The sequence below is a fragment of the Aeromonas sp. 160P genome, assembly GCF_055193095.1.
Genome location: NZ_JBUXKV010000001.1, coordinates 2,020,064 through 2,044,719, shown reverse-complemented (window position 1 = coordinate 2,044,719; position 24,656 = coordinate 2,020,064). Strand labels below are relative to the sequence as shown.

General features: G+C 57.4%; 21 protein-coding genes. 5 read left to right on the top strand and 16 right to left on the bottom strand.

Going from position 1 to position 24,656, the window contains the following annotated elements; genetic code table 11:
* Nucleotides 1–2: 2 nt before the first annotated feature.
* Nucleotides 3–602, bottom strand: a complete 600-nt coding sequence (gene puuR / locus ACY8FN_RS09650; RefSeq protein ID WP_101347569.1) for an HTH-type transcriptional regulator PuuR — start codon at nucleotides 600–602, stop codon at nucleotides 3–5.
* A gap of 410 nt (nucleotides 603–1,012) precedes the next feature.
* Here puuR and ACY8FN_RS09645 point away from each other — a divergent pair, with 410 nt between their 5' ends.
* From ACY8FN_RS09645 to ACY8FN_RS09635, 3 genes are all read left to right on the top strand, one after another.
* Nucleotides 1,013–2,488, top strand: a complete 1,476-nt coding sequence (locus tag ACY8FN_RS09645) for an NAD-dependent succinate-semialdehyde dehydrogenase (protein ID WP_463099863.1) — start codon at nucleotides 1,013–1,015, stop codon at nucleotides 2,486–2,488.
* Between the two features lie 258 nt (nucleotides 2,489–2,746).
* Nucleotides 2,747–4,036, top strand: a complete 1,290-nt coding sequence (gene gabT, locus ACY8FN_RS09640; protein ID WP_463099862.1) for a 4-aminobutyrate--2-oxoglutarate transaminase — start codon at nucleotides 2,747–2,749, stop codon at nucleotides 4,034–4,036.
* 366 nt (nucleotides 4,037–4,402) lie between these two features.
* A complete protein-coding gene (locus ACY8FN_RS09635) occupies nucleotides 4,403–5,752 on the top strand; it encodes an APC family permease (protein ID WP_463099861.1) in 1,350 nt (449 codons plus the stop codon).
* A gap of 333 nt (nucleotides 5,753–6,085) precedes the next feature.
* Here ACY8FN_RS09635 and ACY8FN_RS09630 read toward each other — a convergent pair whose 3' ends face one another.
* Genes ACY8FN_RS09630 through pdxH form a run of 4 tightly spaced genes read right to left on the bottom strand, consistent with a single transcriptional unit; the run spans nucleotide 6,086 to nucleotide 9,576 of the window.
* Nucleotides 6,086–6,628: a GNAT family N-acetyltransferase gene (locus ACY8FN_RS09630; RefSeq protein ID WP_139426595.1), complete on the bottom strand. Its 543-nt coding sequence runs from the start codon at nucleotides 6,626–6,628 to the stop codon at nucleotides 6,086–6,088.
* 6 nt (nucleotides 6,629–6,634) lie between these two features.
* Nucleotides 6,635–8,287: a GNAT family N-acetyltransferase gene (locus ACY8FN_RS09625; protein WP_463099860.1), complete on the bottom strand. Its 1,653-nt coding sequence runs from the start codon at nucleotides 8,285–8,287 to the stop codon at nucleotides 6,635–6,637.
* A complete protein-coding gene (locus ACY8FN_RS09620) occupies nucleotides 8,287–8,901 on the bottom strand; it encodes a glutathione S-transferase family protein (protein WP_463099859.1) in 615 nt (204 codons plus the stop codon). Before ACY8FN_RS09620 ends, ACY8FN_RS09625 begins: the two co-directional genes overlap by 1 nt.
* Before the next feature lie 36 nt (nucleotides 8,902–8,937).
* Entirely contained in the window at nucleotides 8,938–9,576 is a 639-nt protein-coding gene (gene pdxH / locus ACY8FN_RS09615) for a pyridoxamine 5'-phosphate oxidase (protein WP_463099858.1), read from the bottom strand.
* A gap of 324 nt (nucleotides 9,577–9,900) precedes the next feature.
* Between pdxH and ACY8FN_RS09610 the strand changes: the two genes are divergently transcribed.
* Nucleotides 9,901–11,112, top strand: a complete 1,212-nt coding sequence (locus ACY8FN_RS09610; protein WP_068977046.1) for an RsmB/NOP family class I SAM-dependent RNA methyltransferase — start codon at nucleotides 9,901–9,903, stop codon at nucleotides 11,110–11,112.
* An 82-nt stretch (nucleotides 11,113–11,194) separates the two neighbouring features.
* Here the strand turns inward: ACY8FN_RS09610 and ACY8FN_RS09605 are convergent, their stop codons facing one another.
* The 6 genes from ACY8FN_RS09605 to ACY8FN_RS09580 all read right to left on the bottom strand — a co-directional run bounded on the left by ACY8FN_RS09605 (nucleotide 11,195) and on the right by ACY8FN_RS09580 (nucleotide 18,495).
* A complete protein-coding gene (locus ACY8FN_RS09605; RefSeq protein ID WP_463099857.1) occupies nucleotides 11,195–11,590 on the bottom strand; it encodes a RidA family protein in 396 nt (131 codons plus the stop codon).
* 69 nt (nucleotides 11,591–11,659) lie between these two features.
* Complete coding sequence (pflB, locus tag ACY8FN_RS09600; protein WP_463099856.1) at nucleotides 11,660–13,954, bottom strand: formate C-acetyltransferase; 2,295 nt, start codon at nucleotides 13,952–13,954, stop codon at nucleotides 11,660–11,662.
* A 44-nt stretch (nucleotides 13,955–13,998) separates the two neighbouring features.
* Nucleotides 13,999–15,207, bottom strand: coding sequence for a propionate kinase (gene tdcD / locus ACY8FN_RS09595; protein WP_463099855.1), 1,209 nt, complete (start codon nucleotides 15,205–15,207; stop codon nucleotides 13,999–14,001).
* Between the two features lie 204 nt (nucleotides 15,208–15,411).
* Complete coding sequence (tdcC, locus tag ACY8FN_RS09590; protein ID WP_139691349.1) at nucleotides 15,412–16,749, bottom strand: threonine/serine transporter TdcC; 1,338 nt, start codon at nucleotides 16,747–16,749, stop codon at nucleotides 15,412–15,414.
* Nucleotides 16,750–16,760: 11 nt separating this feature from the next.
* Nucleotides 16,761–17,765 carry a bifunctional threonine ammonia-lyase/L-serine ammonia-lyase TdcB gene (gene tdcB / locus ACY8FN_RS09585; RefSeq protein WP_101325274.1) on the bottom strand — a complete coding sequence of 335 codons (1,005 nt, stop codon included), beginning with the start codon at nucleotides 17,763–17,765 and terminating at the stop codon, nucleotides 16,761–16,763.
* A 385-nt stretch (nucleotides 17,766–18,150) separates the two neighbouring features.
* On the bottom strand, nucleotides 18,151–18,495 hold the full coding sequence (locus ACY8FN_RS09580; RefSeq protein WP_042020708.1) for a Grx4 family monothiol glutaredoxin: 345 nt from the start codon (nucleotides 18,493–18,495) through the stop codon (nucleotides 18,151–18,153).
* Between the two features lie 288 nt (nucleotides 18,496–18,783).
* Between ACY8FN_RS09580 and sodB the strand changes: the two genes are divergently transcribed.
* Complete coding sequence (sodB, locus tag ACY8FN_RS09575) at nucleotides 18,784–19,368, top strand: superoxide dismutase [Fe] (protein WP_101325276.1); 585 nt, start codon at nucleotides 18,784–18,786, stop codon at nucleotides 19,366–19,368.
* Between the two features lie 119 nt (nucleotides 19,369–19,487).
* On the opposite strand, the gene ACY8FN_RS09570 is transcribed toward sodB, so the two are convergent.
* The 5 genes from ACY8FN_RS09570 to ACY8FN_RS09550 form a co-directional block, all read right to left on the bottom strand.
* Complete coding sequence (locus tag ACY8FN_RS09570) at nucleotides 19,488–20,300, bottom strand: MlaA family lipoprotein (protein ID WP_463099854.1); 813 nt, start codon at nucleotides 20,298–20,300, stop codon at nucleotides 19,488–19,490.
* Nucleotides 20,301–20,385: 85 nt separating this feature from the next.
* The gene (ccmI, locus tag ACY8FN_RS09565; RefSeq protein WP_463099853.1) at nucleotides 20,386–21,660 is read right to left on the bottom strand and encodes a c-type cytochrome biogenesis protein CcmI; all 1,275 of its coding nucleotides are present in this window, start codon (nucleotides 21,658–21,660) and stop codon (nucleotides 20,386–20,388) included.
* Nucleotides 21,657–22,136 (bottom strand): cytochrome c-type biogenesis protein, encoded by a 480-nt coding sequence (locus ACY8FN_RS09560; protein ID WP_101325278.1) that lies wholly within the window; start codon nucleotides 22,134–22,136, stop codon nucleotides 21,657–21,659. The genes ccmI and ACY8FN_RS09560 overlap by 4 nt, the downstream gene beginning before the upstream one ends.
* An 11-nt stretch (nucleotides 22,137–22,147) precedes the next feature.
* Complete coding sequence (locus ACY8FN_RS09555; RefSeq protein WP_463099852.1) at nucleotides 22,148–22,678, bottom strand: DsbE family thiol:disulfide interchange protein; 531 nt, start codon at nucleotides 22,676–22,678, stop codon at nucleotides 22,148–22,150.
* Entirely contained in the window at nucleotides 22,675–24,630 is a 1,956-nt protein-coding gene (locus ACY8FN_RS09550; RefSeq protein ID WP_463099851.1) for a heme lyase CcmF/NrfE family subunit, read from the bottom strand. Before ACY8FN_RS09550 ends, ACY8FN_RS09555 begins: the two co-directional genes overlap by 4 nt.
* Between the last annotated feature and the right edge of the window lie 26 nt (nucleotides 24,631–24,656).

Sequence of the window (24,656 nt, the reverse complement as noted above, 5' to 3'; positions counted from 1 at the left end):
GATTAAAAGCTCGCCGGGGTGTGGGCACTGACGATGCGACAGGTCTGCCCCGACGGATTGCTGAAACTGTGGGGCTCGCCGGTGTCGATCACATAGCTGTCGCCCGCAGCCAGCGGATAACTCTGGCCCGCCACCGTCAGGATCACCGATCCCTCCAGCACGGTGCCCACCTCCTCCCCCTGATGTTTTACTTGACCGCCAGTGTCAGTGCCGGGGGGATAGGTCTCCAGCATGAAACCGAGCTGGCGACGGTTGTTGCCGTTGTGCACCAGCTTGAGGGAGACCCCCTGACTGCCCAGCTCGATCAGCTGATCAGCCTTGATCACCACCTCGGGGGTGCGGCTCTCCTCCTCGGCGAAGAAGCGTGATAGCGGCAAGCCGTAGACGGTGAGCAGCTTTTGCAGCGAGGCGACCGAGGGGCTCACCTTGTCCTGCTCGATCATGCAGATGGCGCCGTGGGTCAGGCCACTCAACTCGGCCGTCCGCCGCTGGGATAGCCCGAGCTGATGACGTACCGCCGCCAATCGTTCGCCCATGCTCTGCCGACTTGCGTCGTGCTCTGTATTGCCATGAGCGCCATGCAGGCTCTGTGGCCCGCTCATGGCAGACCGCCTTTCATGCTCTGTTTGCGTCCCTGCAACATCAGCACCTCTCTGTTGTTTCTGGTAAACGAGGCGGGTGGTTAAACGCCCCTGGCGGTTAAATCCGGGTGGTTAACATAGCGGACCAGCCTTCCCTAGCCGTTTGCTATGTTACACAGCCTGACCGTTCATTATTTTGCACACACAAATCCGCTACTTCGCTCACAGCTCCCCTTTTGACGGGGTAAACTGCGCTACACAGCCCATTTTCTAGCATGACGCCCCCCAGAAATTCAAATATATTTAACACTTGAAAAACATTTAAGCTCAATTTATGGTCTTCCTGTGCTTATTATTTTATACGGCAGCGGCGCAGGAAGGGTCGGCTCACTCCGGCAACCAGCTGCTCTGACCCACACTCGAGGCTTGCTATGTCAGTAACATTGTCAGGAACAACCACCGACTCCAGCTTGATCACATCCCGCGCCTATATAGATGGTCACTGGTGCGCTGCCGCCAGCGGCCGCACCTTCGAGGTCACCAACCCCGCCAGCGGTGCCGTCATTACCCAGGTGCCCGACATGGATGCCGAAGATACCCGCCGCGCCATCGCCGCCGCCCACGCGGCGCAACCCGGCTGGGCAGCGCTCACCGCCAAGGAGCGCAGCAACCGGCTTCATGCCTGGTTCGAGCTCATCATGGCCAATCAGGATGAGCTGGCCCGCATCATGACCTGCGAGCAGGGCAAGCCGCTGGCCGAGGCCAAAGGGGAAGTGGCCTACGGCGCCAGCTTTATCCAGTGGTTCGCCGAGGAGGGCAAGCGCGCCTATGGCCGCACCATTCCGGGCTTTAGCGGCGATCGCCGGCTGGCCACCATCAAGCAGCCGGTGGGGGTGGTGGCCGCCATCACCCCGTGGAACTTCCCGATTGCCATGATCACCCGCAAGGCGGGCCCGGCGCTGGCCGCCGGTTGCACCATCGTCATCAAGCCTGCTGCCGAGACCCCGCTCTGCGCGCTGGCACTGGCCGCCCTGGCCGAGCAGGCAGGCATCCCCGCCGGTGTCATCAATATCGTCACCAGCCATCAGGCGAGCGCGGTGGGCAACGAGCTCTGCAGCAATCCGGTGGTGCGCAAGCTCTCCTTCACCGGCTCCACCCGCATCGGCAAGCTGTTGATGCGCCAGTGCGCCGATACCATGAAGAAGCTGTCGCTGGAGCTCGGTGGCAACGCCCCCTTTATCGTCTTTGACGACGCCGACCTCGATGCTGCGGTGGCCGGGGCGCTCGCCTCCAAATACCGCAACGCCGGGCAGACCTGTGTCTGCGCCAACCGCATTCTGGTGCAGGCCAGCGTCTACGACGCCTTCGTCCAGAAGCTGACCGCCGCCGTTGCCACCTTCAAGGTGGGGGATGGCATGAGCGAGGGCACCCAGATTGGCCCGCTGATCAACCCCGCCGCCGCCAGCAAGGTGGCCGAGCTGGTGCAACAATCGGTCGCCGCCGGTGCCGAGCTGCTGCTGGGGGGCGAAGCCCATCCCGCAGGTCCCCTCTTCTACCGCCCCACCATTTTGGGCAAGGTGGATAAAACCAACCCCATCCTGCAGGAGGAGATCTTCGGCCCGGTCGCGCCGCTGGTGCGCTTCGAAACCGAAGCCGAGGCCATCGCCATTGCCAACGACACCCCCTACGGGCTCGCTGCCTACTTCTATGGCCGCGATATCGCCCGGGTCTGGCGCGTCGCCGAGCAGCTTGAATACGGCATGGTCGGCATCAACGAGGGGATCATCTCCACCGAGCTGGCCCCCTTTGGCGGGATCAAGGAGTCGGGTCTGGGCCGCGAAGGGGCCGCCGAGGGGCTGGAGGAGTATCTCGAGACCAAATACCTCTGCTTTGGTGGCATTCGCTAAGGCAGCAGAGGGCCAAGGCATCCTATTCACCGATGCCTTGACCACTTAATCCATCGTTTTGATAGATAGATGCAGGAGTTCGCCCGAAGCGGCAAGGGGCTAAATGTGGCCCACAGTGCCCCGCAAGAGGGCTGCTGCAGAGCAAACCATACGCCGCCGAATGTGCCCGATGGGCCAATCGGCGGTGTTGGGCGCCAGATCGCCCGCCACACATTCAGTCAGGGAATATCGGGGGCTGCGGCCCCTCAGGGAGGAAAGATGAGTCAGTCAGAATCAAACAAAGCGTGGCAAGCGCGCCGCGAAGCGGCGGTGGTCAACGGCGTCGGCACCCTGCTGCCAGTCTTTATCGACCGTGCGCAAAACGCCGAGCTGTGGGATGTGGAGGGTAACCGCTATATCGACTTTGCCTCCGGCATCGCCGTGCTCAATACCGGCCACAACCACCCGAAAGTGGTGGCGGCGGTGCGCGATCAGCTTGAAAAGTTCAGCCACACCTGCTTTCAGGTCACCCCCTACCCCGGCTATATCGAGCTTGCCGAGAAGCTCAATGCCCTAGTGCCCGGCCCGACCCCGAAGCGTACCTTGTTTCTCTCCACCGGCGCCGAGGCGGTCGAGAACGCCATCAAGATTGCCCGCGCCCACACCGGCCGCAGCGGCACCATCGCCTTCAAGGGGGGCTTTCACGGCCGCACCATGATGGGGATGGCGCTCACCGGCAAGGTGGTGCCCTACAAGACCGGCTTTGGTCCCTTCCCCGGCGAGGTCTATCACATCCCCTTCCCCGCCGACTATCTGGGGGTGAGTGAAGAGGATGCGATGCACGCCCTCGAACTCTGCTTCAGCGCCGACATCGAGCCGGGCAGAGTGGCCGCCATCATCATCGAGCCGGTACAGGGTGAGGGTGGCTTCTATCCCGCCTCCCCAAGCTTTATGCAGCGGCTGCGTAGCGTATGCGACCAGCACGGCATTGTGCTGATTTGCGACGAGATCCAGAGCGGGTTTTGCCGCACCGGCAAAACCTTCGCCACCGAGTATGCCGGTATCGAGCCGGACATCATGACATTGGCCAAGAGTCTGGCCGGTGGCTTCCCCCTCTCTGCGGTGGTCGGCAAAGCGGAGATCATGAACGCCGCCAAGCCGGGGGGCCTGGGTGGCACCTATGCCGGTTCCCCCATCGCTTGTGCCGCGGCACTGGCCGTTTTGCAGGTGATCGAAGAGGAGCAGCTCAATCAAAAAGCGTTGGCGCAAGGTGAGCAGATTAAGGTGACGCTGGAACGCATAGCTGAGCGTTTTGACTGCATAGGTCAAATTCGCGGCCCCGGTGCCATGGTGGCCATGGAGCTGGTAAAACAGCGTGATGCCCACCAGCCGGATCCCGACCTCACCAAGCGGCTGGTAGCGGAGGCGGGCAAACGGGGTCTGATCCTGCTCTCATGCGGGGTACGCGCAAATGTTATCCGTTTTCTCGCCCCCCTGACCGCCCCTGCCGCCGTGATTGAAGAGGGGCTGCAACTCCTTGAAAAATCACTGGAGGCCGCACTGGCCTGACCAGCAGCAAAGTGACCGCTCACTTGTGCAAAAAAATGCAGTTTTGCCCCCTTTTTTTCTTGTCAGGGGGGCCCTGCAAATGCACAATGCGCGGCCACTGAAAGAACCGATATAACACAAGGTTATCGGTTCTTTTCTAGACAGTGAACAAACCCATAAACGAGGCCGGATCACCCCCGGAAAAGATAGCGAGATTGGCAGCAATCTCCCGACACCAAGTCTAGTGAGGAACAACATGGGGCATCTCTATGCTTTCCAACCGGCCATGGCCGGTGTGCGTCACCCTGGCGCCTTTGATTCCCGGGCTTCCCTCCCGGTTTCGTTGATGGACCGTGCCACTCTGGCACTGCATGAGGAACATGCATAATGGCGGCCCAACAGGTTGGTCTGAAAAAGACCCTCAAACTGTGGCAGGTCGTGGTTATGGGTCTGGCTTACCTCACCCCCATGGCGGTATTCGACACCTTCGGCATCGTCACCGAGATCACCGAAGGCCATGTGCCGACCGCCTACCTGTTTGCCCTGATCGGCATGCTGTTCACTGCCCTGAGCTACGGCCATCTGGTGCGCAAGTTCCCGTCAGCCGGCTCCGCCTATACCTATGCCCAGAAGGTGTTTCACCCCTATGTCGGCTTTATGGTGGGCTGGACCTCTCTGCTCGACTACATGTTCATGCCGATGATCAACATGCTGCTGGCCAAGATCTATCTGGGTGCCCTGTTCCCGGAGGTGGAGCCCTGGACCTATATCTTCGGTCTGGCGGTAGTGATGACCGCCCTCAATCTGCGCGGCATCAAACTGGTGGCCAACTTCAACAGCCTGATCGTGGTGATGCAATTCGCCATCATCGCCATCTTCATCGGCCTGATCGCCTGGGGCGTTCATAACGGTGAAGGGCTGGGCACCCTTGCCAGCAACCGCCCCTTCTTCTCCGAACAGATCCACATTTCGCCGGTATTGATGGGTGCCTCCATCTTGTGCCTGTCATTTCTCGGGTTTGACGCCATCAGTACCCTGTCGGAAGAGACTCCGGATGCGGATCGGGTGATCCCCCGCGCCATCGTGCTGACGGCGCTGATCGGCGGTGTGCTGTTCGTCAGTACCTCTTATTTTTTGCAGCTCTACTTCCCCGATATCTCCCGCTTCCAGCATCCGGATGCGGTACTGCCGGAGATCGCCCTCTACGTCGGTGGCAAGCTGTTCCAGTCTGTGGTGCTGGTTTGCACCACGGTAGCTGTGCTGGCCTCTGGTCTGGCTTCCCACGCCGGGGTATCGCGTCTGCTCTACGTGATGGGCCGTGATCGCGCCCTGCCCGCCCGCTTCTTCGGCTATATCCATCCGAAGTGGCAGACCCCGGCGTTCAACGTGCTGCTGGTCGGGCTGCTGGCGCTCTCTGCGGTATCGCTGGATCTGGAGATGGCACTGGCGCTGATCAACTTCGGCGCCCTGGTGGCCTTCACCTTCGTCAATCTGGCGGTGATTGCCCACTTCTATGTGAAGCTTGGCCGCAACAAAACCCTCAAGGATCACCTGATGTACCTGCTGCTGCCGCTCTGTGGCGCCGCCTGCATCGGGGTGCTGTGGCTCAACCTCGAGCCCTCCTCCTTCGAGCTGGGGCTGATCTGGGCCGCGCTGGGTGCCATCTACCTGTTTCTGCGCCTGACGGTGTTTCGCATACCGCTGCACAGCGCGGATCAGATTGAAATCTCTCAGTAATCTCTGAGAGATCGATCCTGCACGACCAGAAATACCCTGCTAATCAGCTTGATGCGGTTCACCCCTGTTGTTGCAAGAGGGGTGAATCGGCTGTCGGCCATGATGGTCACAAGCACAGTGGCACAATTCGCCACCCATAACGCGCAAGAGGATAAAGAGAAAGGGATCGCGGGTTGCTACTGCCCAGCAGAGGATACGGGGAGAGGGGGACAGCCATGGCACAGCCCTCTATGACCATGCACAGCGTGAATCCGCTTGCCACTGCAGCGTGGCCATACCAGCCAAGACGCCCCCTCAAGCCGGGGACGCCATCAAGGTCAATTAGGATTTTCGCTATAGGTGTATTGCTTGTACTTCTTGTTCTTCTTGCTGCTCGTCGGGCACTTCATCAAACAGGGGGTGATAGAGCACCTCACCCTGCACACCAGCAAAACCACTCTCCTGCAGCTCCATCGCCATGAAACAGTCAGCGGGCACTTCATAGATGCAGTGCAGGCCAAACTCGCTGGCGGGACGGAAACCGAAACGGCTGTAGTAAACCGGATCGCCGAGTACCACTACCCCTTTCCAGTCCATTTCGAGTGCCGTATCCAGCCCTTCACGCACCAGATCAGAGCCAATCCCCTGGCCTTGCCAATCGGGATGAACCGCTACCGGCGCCAGACCGAGCCAGGGCCCTTCCATGCCGTTAATGGTGATCGGGCTTAGCATCAGGTGCCCCATGAACTCGAACTCTTCCTCTTCGACCATGGTCACCACGGCGGCGCCACATTCGCGCAGACGGTTGACCAACTCAGCCTCTTCGGCACGACCGAAGGCGGCACTGACCAGTTCGTAGACCGGTAACATGTCACCGGGGCGCTCGGTTCTCAACATACAACGTTACTCCTCGTACAGCAGAGCGGGCATTATTCCACACAACTGCTGGTCACTCTGAGTACCTTTGTCCAAAAATGGGAGGGTGGACTCAGGAAAACGAGCGGCAAACTGCTGCTGCAGAGCCAGCAGGGCTGTCGGGGTGACCCTGTTCATCGCCTCGCGGTAGGCCAGCCAAAGGGCGGGCGCCTCTTGTGTCAGCCGTTCGAAGGTCAATTCAGGCGCTTGATGCCAACAGCCATCCAGCTCGTCGGCCAGCTCCGGCAGCTCCACCAGCAGCCGTAACTGCTGATAGCGCATCTGCGGCGAGTAACCGTGGCCGCCCAGCGCCTGCGCCATCAATTGGTTGAACCAGTGCAGCCGCGATGCCCGCTCCTCACGGCTGAGCAGAGCTGGCCCCTGACGCTGCAGCGCCGCTAACTGCAGCAGCCATGCCAACCCCTGTTCATCACTGTCTTTCAGCAACACACCGCCAAGATGGGGCAACTGCTCCGGCTCGGCCTGCTCCAGCAGGGCAACGGGGTAACAGTGCAGATCCAGCGACCGCTCAAGATGCGACGGGCAGTGCAGACCGCAGGGCTCCTCCCCGACCCCGATCTCATCCATAAAGAGCGAGATGGCCAGCTTGCCGTTGGTACTCTGCCGATCCGACGTTGCAGGATCACGCAGGATCGCCACGGCGATCCGCTCATCCGCCAGCCATCTTGTCATGTCGGTTTGTAGCGGCACCGGTAGTGGCAAGGTGCGATCAAGTCGCCAGTAGCTCACTTCGCACGGTTGGCGGCCGCTGATATGGCGTCGTCCGCAATAGAACATACCCAATTTTGTCATCACCCGGCCGGAGGCGAGGTTATCCGGCATATGACGGGCGGTAAGGGCTGGCAGTGTCAGTTGCGCAAACGCAAAGCCCTTGACCAGTTCGGCCGCCCGGGTCGCCAGACTGCGATTCTGCCAGGGCACGCCGACCCACCAAGCCAGCTCGCCATTCCAGTGCAAGGAGATCACCCCGACCAGCGGCGCCGAGCAATCCTCCCCTTGCCCCTCTGGCAAGGTGATGGCCCAGCTCCAGCCCAATCCAAGCGCAGCCTTGCGCCAGCTGAGCGCCAGCCAGTCGCGGGCGGCTTCTGGCGGATAGGGGTGGGGAATATTGAGGGTGTAGCGGGCCAGCACCTCGTCGCTGCAGTAGCGCGCGATCTCGCGATCATCGGCAGCCTGCAGCGGCCGCAGCACCACGCCAGCGGCGTGCGAACCTTCGGCCAACGTCGGTATCATCACCCGGCGCGCCAGCAGGCGATTGAGCACGGCCCCCAAATCGTCCCCGGGGGTGAGCGGCAGATCGGCCCCCACCGGACCAAGGGTCAGCAACCCCTGCTCCTTGGCGAGGGTCACCAGCGAGGTGGAAGCACTGATCAGGATCTGGCGGCTGGGATCGCGATGAAAATCCGCCAGCAGATCCCCATCGAGCCAGGCGGCCAGCAAGGCCCCCGGGCAAAGCAGGTCATCAGGGGGACAGATAGCCCACGGGAGCTGGGCCTGATCGAGGGCAGCCGCCGCCTCTTTGCCCAGTAGCAACTGCCAGCGATGGCCTTGTTGCTGCCAGCGCTGCAACAGCGCAGCCCACTGCGGTTGCCACAGACTGGCCTCGATCAGCAACTCCATCAGCAGGCCTGACAGGCCGCAGGCAGCGTCAGGTGGCGGGGATGAGCTTCGATCCGGGCGATCCAGCTGCGAATAGCTGGCCACCCCTGCAGGGAGAAGATCCCCTCCTCTGCCACGTGGGTGTAGGCATAAAGGGCGATGTCGGCGATGGTCGGCGCATCGCCGCACAGGTAGGGGCTCTGTTTCAGTTGCTGCTCCATCACCGCCAGCGCCTGCTCGCCACCGGCTTTCAGCCCGTCGAGCCGCGCCTCCTGCGATTCGGGGCGGCCGAGATAGTGAACGATAAAGCGGGCCACCGCGATGTAGGGTTCATGGCTGTACTGCTCGAAGAACAGCCACTTGAGCACCTCGGCCTGCTGACGCGGATCGGTTGGCCACAAGGGGCTGCCTTGCGCCAGATAGAAGAGGATGGCATTGGATTCCGCCAGCGCATCGCCTTGGCCAATCTCCAGCACCGGGATCTTGCCATTGGGATTCATGGCCAGAAATGCGGGAGTACGGGTATCCCCCGCCTGAATATCCACCGCGACCCACTCAAGGGGCAGCTCCAGCCAGCGGGCCAGCAACCACCCCTTGTAGCAGTTGCCAGAACGCAGATCACCATACAGACGCATACACACTCCTTGTGAAACCGGATTTGAACAGCGCGATCAGGGAGCCAGACGCTCGATATGCCAGCCATCCCCTGCGCGGGTGTAGTAGAAGCGGTCATGCAGCCGGTGTTCGCCACCCTGCCAGAACTCCACCGTCTCGATCACCACTCGGAAGCCGCCCCAGAAACTCGGCAGCGGCACTTCGCCGTTGGCAAACTTCTGCTTGAGCTCGAGGAACTTGGCCTCCAGCACGCCGCGGGCCGAGATACGGGTCGACTGCTTGGAGACCCAGGCGGCGATCTGGCTATCCTTGGGACGGCTGTGGAAATACTTCATCACCTCGAAGGTGCTCATCTTCTCCACCCGACCGGTCACATGAACCTGTCTGTCCAGCGTGTGCCAGGGGAAGAGCAGGCTGATACGGGGGTTACCTGCCAGCTGCTGCGCTTTGCGGCTGCCCATGTTGGTGTAAAACACCATCCCCTGGGCGTCGTAGTGTTTGAGCAACACGGTGCGCTGCCAGGGCTGACCATCGGCATCCACAGTCGCGACCACCATGGCGGTGGGATCGGTCAGTTTGGCCTCACAGGCCTGCGCCAACCACTTCTCAAACAGCACCAGCGGCTCGCTCGGCAAATCAGCACGGTGCAGCCCGCCACGGCAGTACTCACGGCGCAGATCAGCAACATCCATCATCTTGATTTTCCTTCAAATAAATAATGGTTCCACGACCATCAAGAAAATGATTGCAGGCATTGTGCTCCGCCCGTCTGACGGTGACAAGCCATAACGCAGCGGGCAAGTAGCCGCAGCCAGATAAGCGCAAACCTGGCCTCAGCGAGGGTGTTTGCTCATTTGGGAGAAGCTATCACCGTCGAAAACGGGACTTACCCCAACCACACCGTACATAACCACCTTGCACCACATGACCCTTACACCTATCATTGCGCCGGTTTATCTGTTTTAGAATCTTCCCAAACTACTCGGGGGGTTCATCTTTATCTGGCCAAGGTTAATCTCATGCTTAAGTCCCCACTGTTGCCCCGTTTCGGGGATCTGATCGTTGCCATTGTTGACGATGTGCTGGGCCAGGGTCTCACCCTGGACCGCGCCTATGCCCGTCACTTCTCTGGCATCGAACTCAAACCGCAAGAACAGGCAAGGATTGCCCTGGTCACCGGCGATTTGCTGCGTCGCCTCAGTCTTTATTGTGCCCTGACCGGCATTCAGGTGCGTCAGGCCGAGAAGAATGTCTGGCCGCTGCTGCATGCCTGGCACGCTTTTCACAAAATTGACCAGCCTAACCGCCCCACTCTGGATCGTTTCAATGAAGAGGCCTTTCGCCGCCGTTTAACCGAAGCGAAGAAAAATCCGGTGCTGATGGATGGTTGCCCGAGCTGGCTGGAAAAGCTGGGTAGCGAACAGCTGGGCGAAGCCTGGCCTGCAGAACGTGCCGCCCTGGCCTGGATGCCCAAGCGCTACCTGCGGGCCAACACCCTCAAGTGCACCCGTGAAGAGCTGCAAGCCATCCTGGCCAAAGAGCATGTCACCACAATCCCGGTTGAGGGTGTTGAGACTGCGCTGCAGGTCACCTCTGATACCGCCCTGTTCCGCACCAAGGCCTTTGCCGACGGCTGCTTTGAACAGCAGGACGCTGGCTCCCAGCTGGTCGCAGCTGCGCTGGAAGTGACCCCGGGCATGCGGGTCATCGACGCCTGCGCCGGTGCCGGTGGCAAGACCCTGCACATCGCCGCCATGATGCAGGGCAAAGGCCGTCTGCTGGCGATGGATGTAGAAGAGTGGAAGCTGGAGAACCTCAAGCAGCGCGCCCGTCGCGCCGGTGCCCACAACGTGGAGACCCGGGTCATCACCAGCAGCAAGACCGTCAAGCGCCTCAAAGAGACCGCGGATCGGGTACTGCTGGACGTGCCCTGCTCTGGTCTTGGCGTGCTCAAGCGCAATCCGGATGCCAAGTGGCGTGATACCGCCGAGCGTCTGCCGGTGCTGGTAGCACTGCAAGAAGAGATCCTGCAGCGTTACAGCCAGATGGTGAAGGTGGGTGGTCTGCTGGTTTATGCAACCTGCTCCATCCTGCCTCAGGAGAACCGTCAGCAGGTGGACAAGTTCCTCGCGGCCAACGAGAACTTCCGTCTGCGCGACGATCACACCGTGAGCCCGTCCGAGACCGGCTTCGACGGCTTCTACATGGCCCGTATCGAACGGATCGCCTGATCCGCCCCGATGACCATCTAGACAAAAGCGGCTGCCATTGGCAGCCGCTTTGTTTTGGCTTGCTGACATACTCCCGATGGGGTTACAGCGCAGCAATCGCCTCAATTTCGATCTTCACATCCTTCGGCAAGCGGGCCACTTCCACGCAGGAGCGCGCCGGATACATGGCATCGTGCTCGGTGAAAAAGTCGTTGTAGACCTGATTCACCGCGGCAAAGTCGTTCAGATCCGAGACAAACACCGTGGTCTTGATGATGTTGCGTACCAGGGCGCCTGCCGCCTCGACAATCGCCTGCACGTTTTGCAACGAACGCAGAGTCTGCGCCTCGATGGTCTCGGGGATCTCGCCACTCACCGGATCCAGCGGGATTTGGCCCGAGGTGTAGATCATGTTGCCGGTCACGTTGCTGAGAGTTACGCCCTGTACATAAGGGCCGATGGCACCCGGTGCCGCTTTGGTACTGATAACCTGTCGCATCTTTAGCTTCTCCTTGATTTCATATAAGTGGTCAGCCCGGAGCAAACCCGCTCACTCCGGGCACATCAATCAGATCATGTTGGTGAAGGTTCTGGCAATCACATCCTGCTGCTGCTCGCGGGTCAGGGCGTTGAAGCGCACCGCATAGCCGGAGACCCGGATGGTCAGGCTGGGGTACTTGTCCGGATGATCGATCGCATCGAGCAGCATCTCGCGGTTCATCACGTTGACGTTGAGGTGCTGGCCCCCTTCCACATCCCGCTCGTGATGGAAGTAGCCATCCATCAGCCCCACCAGATTGTTCTCGCGATTGGCGGGCTCCTTGCCGAGCGCTCCCGGCACAATGGAGAAGGTGTAGGAGATCCCGTCCTTGGCATATTTGAACGGCAGCTTGGCCACCGAGGCGAGCGAGGCAACCGCCCCTTTGCGATCCCGACCGTGCATAGGATTAGCCCCCGGCGCAAACGGCGCGCCAGCGCGGCGACCATCCGGGGTGTTACCGGTCTTCTGGCCATAGACCACGTTGGAGGTGATGGTCAGGATTGACTGGGTCGGTACCGCATTGCGGTAGGTTGGCAGCGCCTGGATCTTCTTCATGAAGCGCTCGACCAGATCGCAGGCGATGGAGTCGGCCCGCTCGTCGTTGTTGCCGTACTGGGGATACTCCCCCTCAATCACGAAATCGACCGCCAGCCCGTCCGCATCACGCACCGGTTTGACCCTGGCGTACTTGATGGCCGCCAGCGAATCGACCGCCACCGACAGACCGGCAATGCCGCAGGCCATGGTGCGGTAGACATCCCGATCGTGCAGCGCCATCAGCGAGGCTTCGTAGCTGTATTTGTCGTGCATAAAGTGGATCAGGTTCAGCGCGCTGATGTACTGCACCGCCAGCCAGTCCATAAAGCTGTCGAGACTGGTCATGACGGTGTCGTAATCCAGTACCTCGTCCATGATGGGCGCCACTTTAGGGCCGACCTGGATCTTCAGCTTCTCGTCCACCCCGCCGTTGATGCAATAGAGCAGGGTTTTGGCGATGTTGGCGCGGGCGCCGAAGAACTGCATCTGCTTGCCGATCACCATGGGGCTCACGCAGCAGGCGATGGCGTAGTCATCGCTCTCAAAATCGGTGCGCATGAGGTCATCGTTCTCATACTGCAGGGATGAGGTATCGATGGAGACGCGGGCCGCATAGGTCTTGAAGGCACGCGGCAGTCCTTCCGCCCAGAGGATGGTGAGGTTGGGCTCGGGCGCCGGTCCCATGGTCTTGAGGGTGTTGAGGTAGCGGAAGGCGTTCCTGGTCACCAAAGTGCGACCATCCAGCCCCATACCGCCGATCACCTCGGTCGCCCAGATAGGATCGCCGGAGAAGAGGGTGTCAAACTCCGGGGTCCGCAGGAAGCGCACCATGCGGATCTTCATGATGAAGTGATCGACCAGCTCCTGGGCGTCCTGCTCGCTGATGAGCCCGGCCTGCAAATCCCGCTCGATATAGATGTCGAGGAAGGTCGCGGTGCGACCGAGGGACATGGCCCCGCCATTTTGCGACTTCACCGCCGCCAGATAGGCGAAGTAGAGCCACTGCACCGCCTGCTGGGCCGTGCGGGCCGGGCCGGAAATATCGCAGCCGTAGTTGGCCGCCATCTGCTTGATCTGCACCAGCGCCCGCTGGTGCTCGGACAGCTCCTCACGCTGGCGGATCACCTGCTCCAGCTGCTCGCCACGTTCGAGTGCCGGTTGCAGATCGACAAACTGCAGCTCCCGCTCACGAATTAGATAATTTATGCCATAGAGTGCAACCCGACGATAATCTCCGATAATCCGACCACGGCCATAACCGTCCGGCAAACCGGTCAAAATCCCCGATTTTCGGCAGCGCAACATCTCGGGAGAGTAGACATCGAACACCCCCTGATTATGGGTTTTGCGTAATTCGCTGAAGGTATATTCAAATTCGGGATCCATCTCCCGACCATATGCCTCAAAAGAGCTTTTGATCATATTTACCCCACCAAAGGGGTGCAGTGCTCTTTTCAGCGGCTGGTCGGTTTGCAGGCCAACAATTTTTTCCAGCCCCTGTTCGATATAACCGGGTCCGTGAGCGGTAATAGTCGTGGCAATATTGGTATCAAAATCGACTGGCGCGTGGGTCGCATTCTCGATGCGGATCCCTTCCATCACCTTGTTCCACAAAGTAGTGGTCGCCTCGGTGGCATCCGCCAGAAACTGTTCGTCGCCTTCATACGGGGTATAGTTTTGCTGGATGAAATCACGAACGTCTATCTCGTGCTTCCAGTTTTCACCAGCAAAACCTTGCCATGCCTGGATATAACTATCCTGCTCCAATTGTACATCAATTTTCATTCAATAAACCTCATTCACGATTCATGACATTACAGTTGAAATATTCAGGCACACTCGGCCTGACGGATCTGTTGACCCAGACGAATGGCATCCAGCGCGATCATTTTCTCTTCATTGGTCGGAATAACCGCTGCAAACATTGCCGAAGAGTGCGCAGAAATAACCCGGCATCCCATGGTATTTGGCTGTTTATTTAACTCCTCGCTCATGGCGATGCCAAATACCTGCAGGCGTTCGCACACCAGTTGTCTGATAAGGGCCGAGTTCTCGCCAATACCGCCGGTGAAAATTACTGCGTCCAGCTGGTGCAATGAGGTGGCATGGCCGCCAATATGGCGGGCAATACGGTGAACAAAGGCATGGATCGCCAATTTCGCCCCGGGATGCCCTTCGTGATAAGCCGCCTCCAGCACGCGCATATCGGAAGAGAGACCGGAAATACCGAGCAAACCGGAGTGCTTGTTCAAGACCCGTTCGATATCCTCGATAGATTGCCCGGTCTTGCTGGCAATATAGGCCAGCGCGCCAAAATCAATATCGCCGCTGCGGCTGCCCATAATCAGCCCCTCCAGCGGCGTCATCCCCATCGAGGTATCGACGCTCTTGCCATCCTGCACCGCGCAAATAGAGGCGCCATTGCCCAGATGAGCAATCACCAGACCGGCATCGTTACCATTTAGCCCAAGGAAAGAGACTGCCTGCTCAGCGACATAGCGATGAGAGGTGCCATGAAAGCCATAACGGCGCACACCGTAATCCTGCAAATATTGGTAAGGCAGCCCATAGATATAAGCTTCCGGCTTCAAGGTCTGGTGAAAGCCGGTATCAAATACCGCAATCTGGGGTTGCGCCGGAAATAGCTGACGAGCCGCCATCACACCACTCAGATTGGCGTGATTGTGCAGGGGGGCCAAGGGTGACACCTGCTTTATTTTGGCCAAGACATTTTCATCAATGATCACCGCTTCACTAAATTCACTGCCACCATGAGCAATGCGATGACCAACCAGCGCAATGGCATCCAGCAACTCTCGTTTTTTCAATTCAGCCGCAATGGCAGCCAATGCACAGGTATGACTATTTTCGGCTAAGGGGGTGACTGGCTCTTTATCTACTTTCAATTGGGGATGTGCCGTCTCAATACCATCCGCCATACCGGATATCACTACTTCACAGGATTGACTATCCAGTACGGAGAATTTTACCGATGAGGAGCCGCAATTGATAACCAGAACCAACGAATCAAACTTCATTACATTGCCTCGATATAAATAGGGTCGAGTCACTGCAGCCAGGGCATTTCACCCAAGTGTTTAAACCGCGGGTCAAATAATGGATAGCCTTGCCGATGACACAAATATTTGTGCCAACAAAAACCGCTTATTGATCGCGTCTGACTGCACCATCCAGACCCCGCCAAGGAGGCCTGAATGGTTAATGACTTGCAGAAAAGTTTTTCAGAACAGCTTGGAAACAATATTCAGGATGGTCAGCACACCTATGATGGTGACAAACAGGTTGCTGGCCTGACCTTTATATTTTGCCAGTGCAGGTGTCTTGCTCACCGCATACATCGGCAGCAGGCAGAGCAGAGAGGCGATAATGGGCGCACCCATTGCCTCAATCAGGTCAAGGATGTTGGGGTTGACATAGGCGACCAGCCAGGTGGAGCCCATGATGAACAACATACTGATCATGTTCAGCTTTTTAGATGAGACCTTGGTCTTGTCACCTTGATAGCCAAACTTGAGGATCAAGCCGTTTAACCCTTCCAGCGTCCCCAGATAGTGACCAAAGAAAGACTTGAAGATGGCAACCAGCGCAATAATGGACGCCGCATACTCCAGGGTGGTGGCAAACGTAGACTTGCTGCCAGTCATGGAGGAGAAGTGGTTGGCCAGATAGGAGAGCACCGGAATATTCTGGGCCTTGGCCTCTGCCATGTTTTGCGGTGACAGGGTAAACAGGCAGCTGAAGGCGAAGAACATCACCACGGCAACCATCAACATGCTGGCACCGGAGATGATTTTGGAACAGCGCTTCTCGGTAAAATCGCGACCGAACTCGTGCTCATACTCTTCTCGCTTGGAGACGATGAAAGAGGAGACAATCGGTGAGAAGTTGAAGGAGAAGACCATGATGGAGATGCCAAGCCAGACGGTTACCAGAATACCATCGTGGCCGAGCAGGGATATTTCACTCAGATTGACCTGGTCAAATACCGCACTGTTCCAGTAAGGGACTAACGAGAGAGAGATGACAATCAGACTGGCAATAAAAGGAAACACCAGATAGCTCATCACGCGAACCATCAAATCTTTACCGAAATAGATGACGAACGCCATTACTAGCAGGAGCCCAAGGGCGACCACACCCCGATTGAGCGGCACCATTTGCAGTTGATGCTCCCAGAATGCCATAAAGGTATTGGTGATCGTTACACCATATATCCAGAGCAAGGGGCAGATGGCAAAAAAATAGAGGAAAGTAATGACCACCCCGCCCATCTTGCCAAAATGCTCTTCGACGGTCTCGGTGATATTAGCGGAAGGATTACTACCGGAGAGGCACAATCTGGCGAGAGCCCGATGACAATAGAATGCTATCGGATAGGCAAGCACCATCATAATCAATATCGGAATTAAGCCACCATATCCAGCCCGGATGGGGAAAAATAGCACCCCGGCACCGATTGCTGTACCAAATAGGCCCAATCCCCAGGTTGTATCTGTTTTACGCCAAGCGCGGGTATTTTCTTTTTCTTTGCTGCTAGTAACGACACTGTCTAATATCATGACTGCATTCCTTACAGGCTAAATTGACGAATATTGTTCTGTTCGATTATCTCGACTATACGGGTCAGATCGATATTGCCGCCCGAAATAATGCAGACGGTTTTTTTACCTTCAACATAATGCTGTAGTTTACCGCTTAGCAGGGCTGCAGAAGCGAGCGCACCCGCACCTTCGGTGATGATTTTATTGCGCTGGATCATATCGACCATGCTGTGACGAATATCATCCTCAGAAACCAGGACAATATCATCAACCAGCTGCTTGACGATTTCAAAGGTCATGGATCCGGGTCTTGCTACATCACAACCATCTGCCAAGGTGCTGCTGGTTCTATGATTAGTGATAGCACCGGCATAGAAAGAGGCTGCCATACCGTGCACATTTTCAGATTGCACACCGATAATTCTGATTGTCGGATTGATTGATTTAATAGCCATCGCCACACCGGCAATCAAACCACCACCACCAATCGGGACAATGATGTTATCGACATCATACAGATCTTCGATAATTTCCAAGCCAATGGTTCCCTGGCCTGCAATCACTTTGGCATCATCGAATGGGGGAATAAATACCCGCCCTTCCATTTCTACAATTTCACTGACTTTGGCAATGGTGTCATTGAAACTATTGCCATGGAGGATCACTTGGGCTGAATAATCACTGGTTGCCGCAATTTTTGATTTTGGTGCACAGCAGGGCATGACCACCTTGGCATCAATACCAAGCATGGCACTGGAGAGTGATACGCCCTGAGCATGGTTACCCGCCGAACAGGCCACAACGCCTTTTTGTCGGTCTTCCAGACTTAATGAACTGAGTTTGTTGAAAGCACCACGAATTTTAAAAGAGCCTGTACGTTGCATGTTTTCCAGCTTGAGGTAAACCTCACCATGACAACGTTCACTGATGTAATTTGAGGGTAGTTGCGCGGTCTTGTATATATGATTGGTCAGTCTTTTTTTGGCTTCAGTAATATCATGAAGACCAATGGGCAGATTGCTATACATCTTCATCGCAAATCTCTTTTTATTTATTAATTTGTAGGGTTTTACTTCACAGGACGCAGGGATACTAGGTTTTATCAACTGCAATTAATGTGAGCATCAACACAAAAAAACATGCAAAGAGACTAGCTCATTGTGAAATTATCAAAAAATGTGACAGCAGCAACACTCGAATCCCAATGGATTAGAAAATATAATCAGGCACACTGAGATTATATAATTAACAACTAGCAAACAATGCATTAAAGATTAGGTTTTTTAATGCAAAAAAACGCCCTGCGACTCAGTCCATATGAGCACAGATATCCTGCTCGCGATGTGTGCACTGCCTGGGTCGCCGGCAAATAAAAAAGGGAGCCAATATGGCTCCCTTTTCAGCGATATGAACACTCGCTTACTCGGCGGCGGCGTCATCCTGCTTGTACTTGGCGGCAGTTTCCTTGATCAGGGCCTGCAACTCACCGGCCTGAAACATCTCGATCATGATGTCACAGCCACCGACCAGCTCACCTTCAACCCACAACTGGGGAAAGGTCGGCCAGTTGGCAAATTTTGGCAACTCGGCGCGGATATCCGGATTCTGCAGGATATCAACGTATGCGAACGGCTCGCCACAGGACATCAGAGCCTGGGAGGCCTGGGCAGAGAAACCACAGCTTGGTAGCTTTGGGGAGCCCTTCATGAAGAGAATGATGGGGTTATCAGCCAGCTGCTGCTTAATCTTTTCAATAGTTTCCATAGGTGCCTCACTAGAGCGATTTCGGCAGTCATTCTACTGCAATCTTGTCCGAGTACAACCCGACAAAGGGCCGACAATGATCGAATTACCCAAAGAACAGACGCAGGCTTGATCGCGATCATGGCGCCAATCAAGAGTTGTTAGGCCATCTTTGATGCTGCTACAATCCCTTGGCTTTGGGCTACCCAGCCCCATCATTTTAAAAACAACTCTTTTCAGATATAGAAAAGAGTATGCAATGTCTTGCAACCGTCGCTTTCGCACGGACCAGCCAATGGAGAGTAGAAAATGGCATTCGAACTTCCCGCTCTGCCCTATGCAATCAATGCTCTGGAACCGCACATCTCCCAGGAAACTCTGGAATATCACCACGGCAAGCACCACAACACCTATGTGGTCAACCTGAACAATCTGGTGCCGGGTACCGAGTTTGAAGGCAAGTCTCTGGAAGAGATCATCAAGACCTCCAGCGCTGGCATCTTCAACAACGCCGCCCAGATCTGGAACCACACCTTCTACTGGCACTGCCTCTCCCCGAATGGCGGTGGTGAGCCTACTGGCGAACTGGCCGCGGCCATCAACAAGGCGTTTGGTTCTTTCGCCGAATTCAAAGATGCCTTCACCAAATCTGCCATCGGCAACTTCGGCTCCAGCTGGACTTGGTTGGTGAAGAAAGCTGATGGCTCTCTGGCCATCGTCAACACCTCCAACGCCGGTTGCCCGTTGACCGAAGCGGGTACTACCCCGCTGCTGACTGTTGACCTGTGGGAGCACGCCTACTACATCGACTTCCGCAACATGCGTCCGAAGTACATGGAAACCTTCTGGACTCTGGTCAACTGGGAATTCGCGGCCAAGAACCTGGCTGCCTAATCAGCCCCTCTTGCCAAAACGCCCCGCTCTGCGGGGCGTTTTTTATGGTGAGTGCCAAGACAACCGCGCCATAAATACAAAAGGCGCCCAGCGGCGCCTTGTCTCTTCACTGATCGAGATTACTGATCCAGCTCATCCATATAGTCATCGAGATTGGCATCATCAGCCTGCTCTTGCTGAGACTCTTTCAGCTCAGACTGCTTGCCCGTCACCTTGCCCTGATTGTACTGCAGATAGAAATCCTTGGTCAGCGCATAAGGATCGAGGGCATTGTCGATGATCCGCTCCTGATCGATCAGCTTGGCACGTTTTCCCAAGCCATCCAGAGCCCAATGTGCGAACTTTATCGGGAAAGTCAGCAAGGCATAGGGGAAATAGAGGCTATCAATCGTATCGCCGACCAGCTCACGGGTGGTGGTCGGGCCGTAAACAGGCACCATGATATAGGCGCCGTCACCTATATCAGCCTTGCCCAGCACGGTATCCATCTCCAGCTTGTTGCGCTCGAGGCCGGCATGTTTGGCCACATCGAAGATCCCCAGCAGACCGACCGTGGTGTTGACGGTAAAGCGCCCCAGGTTGGTTCCCGCCCCTTTCAAATCGCCAGTGATCAGATGGTTCACCATGCTGCTCGGTTCATCAAAGTTGGCAACAAAGTTGGCAATGCCATCCTTCACCCCCAACGGAATGTAGCGGGCATAGGCATGTACCACAGGACGTGCCACATAAGGCTCCAGCACATCGTAGTTGACCGCCCACATCGCCCGGTTGGCACCTTGAAAAGGGTCACGCGGATCGGTTGCCGTACTGGTAGCGCCCGGATTATTCATGCCGGGATTGAGATCCAGACTCTCTGGGCCTGGTTTCGGGGGGCCACCGGCACACCCAGCCAGCAATAAAGCTGACAGGAGGGTTCCTGAACGAAAATGCATATGAGAGTCCTGACGTTTTATTTTGATTTATCAGAAGTATAGATAACCCGGCCCCTATCCAGGGGCCGGGTTATCCAAAGACATATTAGAGGGCGTGATCGATACGGATGTCAATCGGTGCAGTAGGAATATCAGCCGTCTTGACCGGCACAGATACCCCTTCAAAGGCCCCTTCCTTGTTCATCACATTGCCACCGCGCGAAAGGCGTGCCTTGAATTGCAGCTCCGGGTAGGCGGCCAACTTGCTGCCTTCCATCATGGCATCGCCATCACCCAGCGAGAGGGTGACCGGCAGCGCTGGTCCGGCGATACGCTTCACTGCGATGGGCATTGGCGGACCATTGGGCACCACCGCAAAGACGAACAGATGGGCATCTTCCGGCATCTGAATGCCGGCCGCCAGGGTGATATGGATGGGGAACTCCCCCTCCTTCACCGCAAACTGCTGCCCTGCCCCTGCCACATCGGGCTCACTGGCTGCGCCAGCGTTTGTCACCTCGATGCCCCGCTGCTTGAGCTGCGCGCGGGCATATTCCATGGAGCGCTCGACCATCACGTAGCGGGGAGTTCCTTTCTCCATCAGCGGCAACATGAGTTGCCAGCGGGTCAATGCTGTCTGGAAATCCTCTTTTTGCAGCGCCATGAAGGCATAGACTGACCGAGCTTCGATATTGTCCGGATCCTGCGCGATAGCGGCCTGCAACAGGGCATCCGCTTGCGCCTCATCCCCCGTCATCATCAGCGCCTGGGCGTAGGGCACCGCCACCAGTGACTTTTGTGGGGCAAGGGTGTAGGCACGCTCCAGCGCTTCACTGGCCATCTCGGGGTCATTGCCATCGAGCGCCATCCGCCCCAGTAGCAACCAGCCGCGATAGTCATTCGGTTCAGCCTTGAGACGGGTGCGCAGTGCCAGCGTGAAATCCAGCAGATCCTGCTCGGTCACCTGGGCATCGCGCTCCACCAGAATGCGATTACTGAGCTCCCCCAGACGGCTGCTGGCATCTTGCCAGCGGCTCACCTCCTGCCAGGAACCCAGTTTGTAGTAGAGCCCAAGGCTCACCACCACCAGCACCACCACACCGGGGATCCAGATCAGACTCTTGCCACTGCGAGCGGTCTGTTCCACATCGGGAATATCATCCAGCAGGCTTCGCTGCAGCTCGACCAGCGAATCGGACTCTTCAGCCAATACACCCTGCTCGCGCTCTTCGCCAATCTCCAACAGCCGCTGGCGATAAAGCTGTTTGTTGAGCGCCGAACGACTGATGCTCTGCTTGCCTTCACCACGCCACAGCGGCACAACCAACACCAGACTCACCAGCACCAACAGGGCCGCGATCACTATCCAAAAGGCGGTCATTGTTTCTCTTCCTCTTTGAGCAACTCGGCCAGACGGCGCCGCTCCTCTTCACTAAGGCCATTGTCCGTTTTCTTGGTCAGCACAGGAGCGCGGCGGCTGCGCATCACGACCACGGCGCCGCCGATGAGGATCACCAGCAAGGGGCCCAGCCACAGGATCAGGGTAGAGGCCATCAGGGGCGGGCTATAGAGAATAAAGTTGCCATAGCGGGCCACCATGTAATCCACTATCTGCTCTTTATCCTTGCCCTCGCGCACCATCTGGTAGGTCTTGTCGCGCAAGTCCTTGGCCAACCCCGCATTGGAGTCGGCGATATCCTGGTTCTGGCACTTGGGGCAGCGCAGCTCCTTGGTTAACTCACGAAATATCTGTTCCTGATTATCGCTGTCGAAGGTATAGACATCGATGGCGGCCATGGCCGGGGCTTGTATGGCCAATCCCAACACCAGCAGCAGGGATGCAATTACTACTCTCATCCGGTTCACCTTCACTTCATGGCATCAAAGATGGGTTTGAGGGTCGACGCCCAATTCTCGGGGTTGATATCCCCCACGTGGCGATAACGAATGATCCTCTGACTGTCGATAAAGAAGGTCTCCGGCGCGCCGTAGACCCCCAGATCCAGCCCCAGCATGCCGTCCGGATCATAAAGGTTGACCTGATAGGGGTTGCCCAGCTCCGCCAGCCATTTGATCGCCTTGTCGCGCTCATCCTTGTAGTTCATGCCAATGATGGGAACACCCTGGCCCGCCAGCTGCTTGAGGTAGGTATGCTCGCCGTAGCAGGTCGGGCACCAGGTGGCCCAGACATTGAGCAACATAGGGCGGCCGGTCAGGATGGTGCGATCATGCTGCTTGTCCAGATCATAAATGTCCTGCAGGGTGAACACCGGCACCTCCTTGCCTACCATCACGGATTCGAGCTTGGTGGGATCGGAATAGAGTCCTTTAAACAGAAACACCGCCCCCAGCAGGAATACGATAAAGGGGATCAGGAATAACCAGGTCTTCTTGCTCATGCCTTGGCCTCCTCTTCACGACGGCCGAAACGATAACGCTTGTCGAGCATCGACAGCACCCCACCGATCGCCATAAAGACACCGCCAAACCAGATCCAGCGCACGAAGGGCTTGTAGTAAATCCGTACCGCCCAGGCACCGTTATCGAGCTGCTCGCCGAGCGCCGCATAGAGATCCCGGGTGATACCGGCATCGATAGCGGCTTCGGTCATTGGCATTCGCGACACTTTATACATCCGCTTCTCTGGCTTGAGCAGGGCGACCTGTTTGCCATTCTTGTGCACTTCCAGCACGCCCTTGAAGCCATCGTAGTTGGGGCCGTTTTTCTCTTTGATCCCGGTGAAGACAAACTCGTAATCGGCAAACTGCACCCGATCACCGGCCTGCATCCGCAGATCCTTCTCGATGCTGTAGTTTTGGGTGCAAGCGATACCTATGATGCTGACCGCCAGCCCCACATGACCCAAAATCATCGCCCAGTGGCTGTTGCCCAGCTTGCGCACCCCCACCTGAAACGGGTGCTTGTGGGTAGCACGGATCCAGGTCTCCTGCACGCTGGTGATGATGATCCAGGCCCCCAGACCAATCCCCACCGCCGCCCACGGCTTGAAGGTCTCGGCAAACGTCAGCGGCAGCACAAAGGCTGTGGCCAGGCTCAGCGCCAACGCGAAGATCACTTTGCCTTTGAGCTCCCCCAACTGCTGACGACGCCAGCGGAACAGCGGGCCAACCCCCAGCAGCAGGGCAAACGGAATGATCAGCCAGCTATAGATGTGGTTGAAGAAAGGAGTACCGATGGAGATGCTGCCCAGCCCCAGCTCCTTGTGGACCAGCGGCAACAGGGTGCCAAGCAGCACGGTCAACAGCGCCGCCATCAGCATGACGTTATTGGCCAGTAGCAGCGTCTCGCGGCTCCACAGCTCGTGCTTGCCGTGGCTCTTCACCTGAGAGCCTTTAAAGGCAAACAGCAGCAAGGATGAACCGACCACCGCCAGCAGGAAGCCGAGAATAAACAGACCGCGGGTCGGATCAGAGGCAAACGCATGCACCGACACCAGCACCCCGGAGCGCACCAGGAAGGTCCCCAGCAGGCTCAATGAGAAGGCCGAGAGCGCCAGCAGCACGGTCCAGGCCTTGAAGCTGGCCCGCTTTTCGCTCACCGCCAGCGAATGGAGCAACGCAGTTCCCGCCAGCCAGGGCATAAAGGAGGCATTTTCTACCGGATCCCAGAACCACCAGCCGCCCCAGCCGAGCTCGTAATAAGCCCACCAGGAGCCCAGCACGATGCCGAGAGTCAGAAACACCCAGGCCGCCATGGTCCACGGGCGCGACCAGCGCGCCCAGGTCGCATCGAGACGACCGGTCATCAAGGAGGCGATGGCAAAGGCAAAGGCCACCGAGAAACCCACATAACCCATATAGAGCATGGGTGGGTGGAAGATCAGACCCGGATCCTGCAGCAGCGGGTTGAGGTCGCGACCATCCACCGGGAAATAGGGCAAGGTGCGGGTAAAGGGATCAGAGGTAAACAGCACAAAGGCGGTGAAACCAATCGAGATCAGCCCCAATACGCCCAGCACCCGCGCCACCGCATCCAGCGGTAATTGGCGACTGAACATGGCCACCGCCGCAGTCCAGCCCCCCAGGGTCAGCACCCACAGCAGCAAGGATCCTTCATGAGCCCCCCACACCGCCGAGATACGATAGGCCAGTGGCAGCAAGCTGTTGGAGTTAGTGGCCACATACTGCACGGTAAAATCGTTGTCGATAAAGGCCCAGGTCAGGCAGAGAAACGACAGCAACAACAGCAAAAACTGGGCATAGGCGAGCGGGCGGGCCGCCGACATCATGCCAAGGCGTCCCCAGCTGGCGCCAAGCAGCGGATAGCTCCCCAGCAGCAGGGCGGTAGCAAAGGAGAGGATCAGCGCAAACTGACCTAATTCCGGGATCATGACGGGATTCCTTTCAATTGAACGGT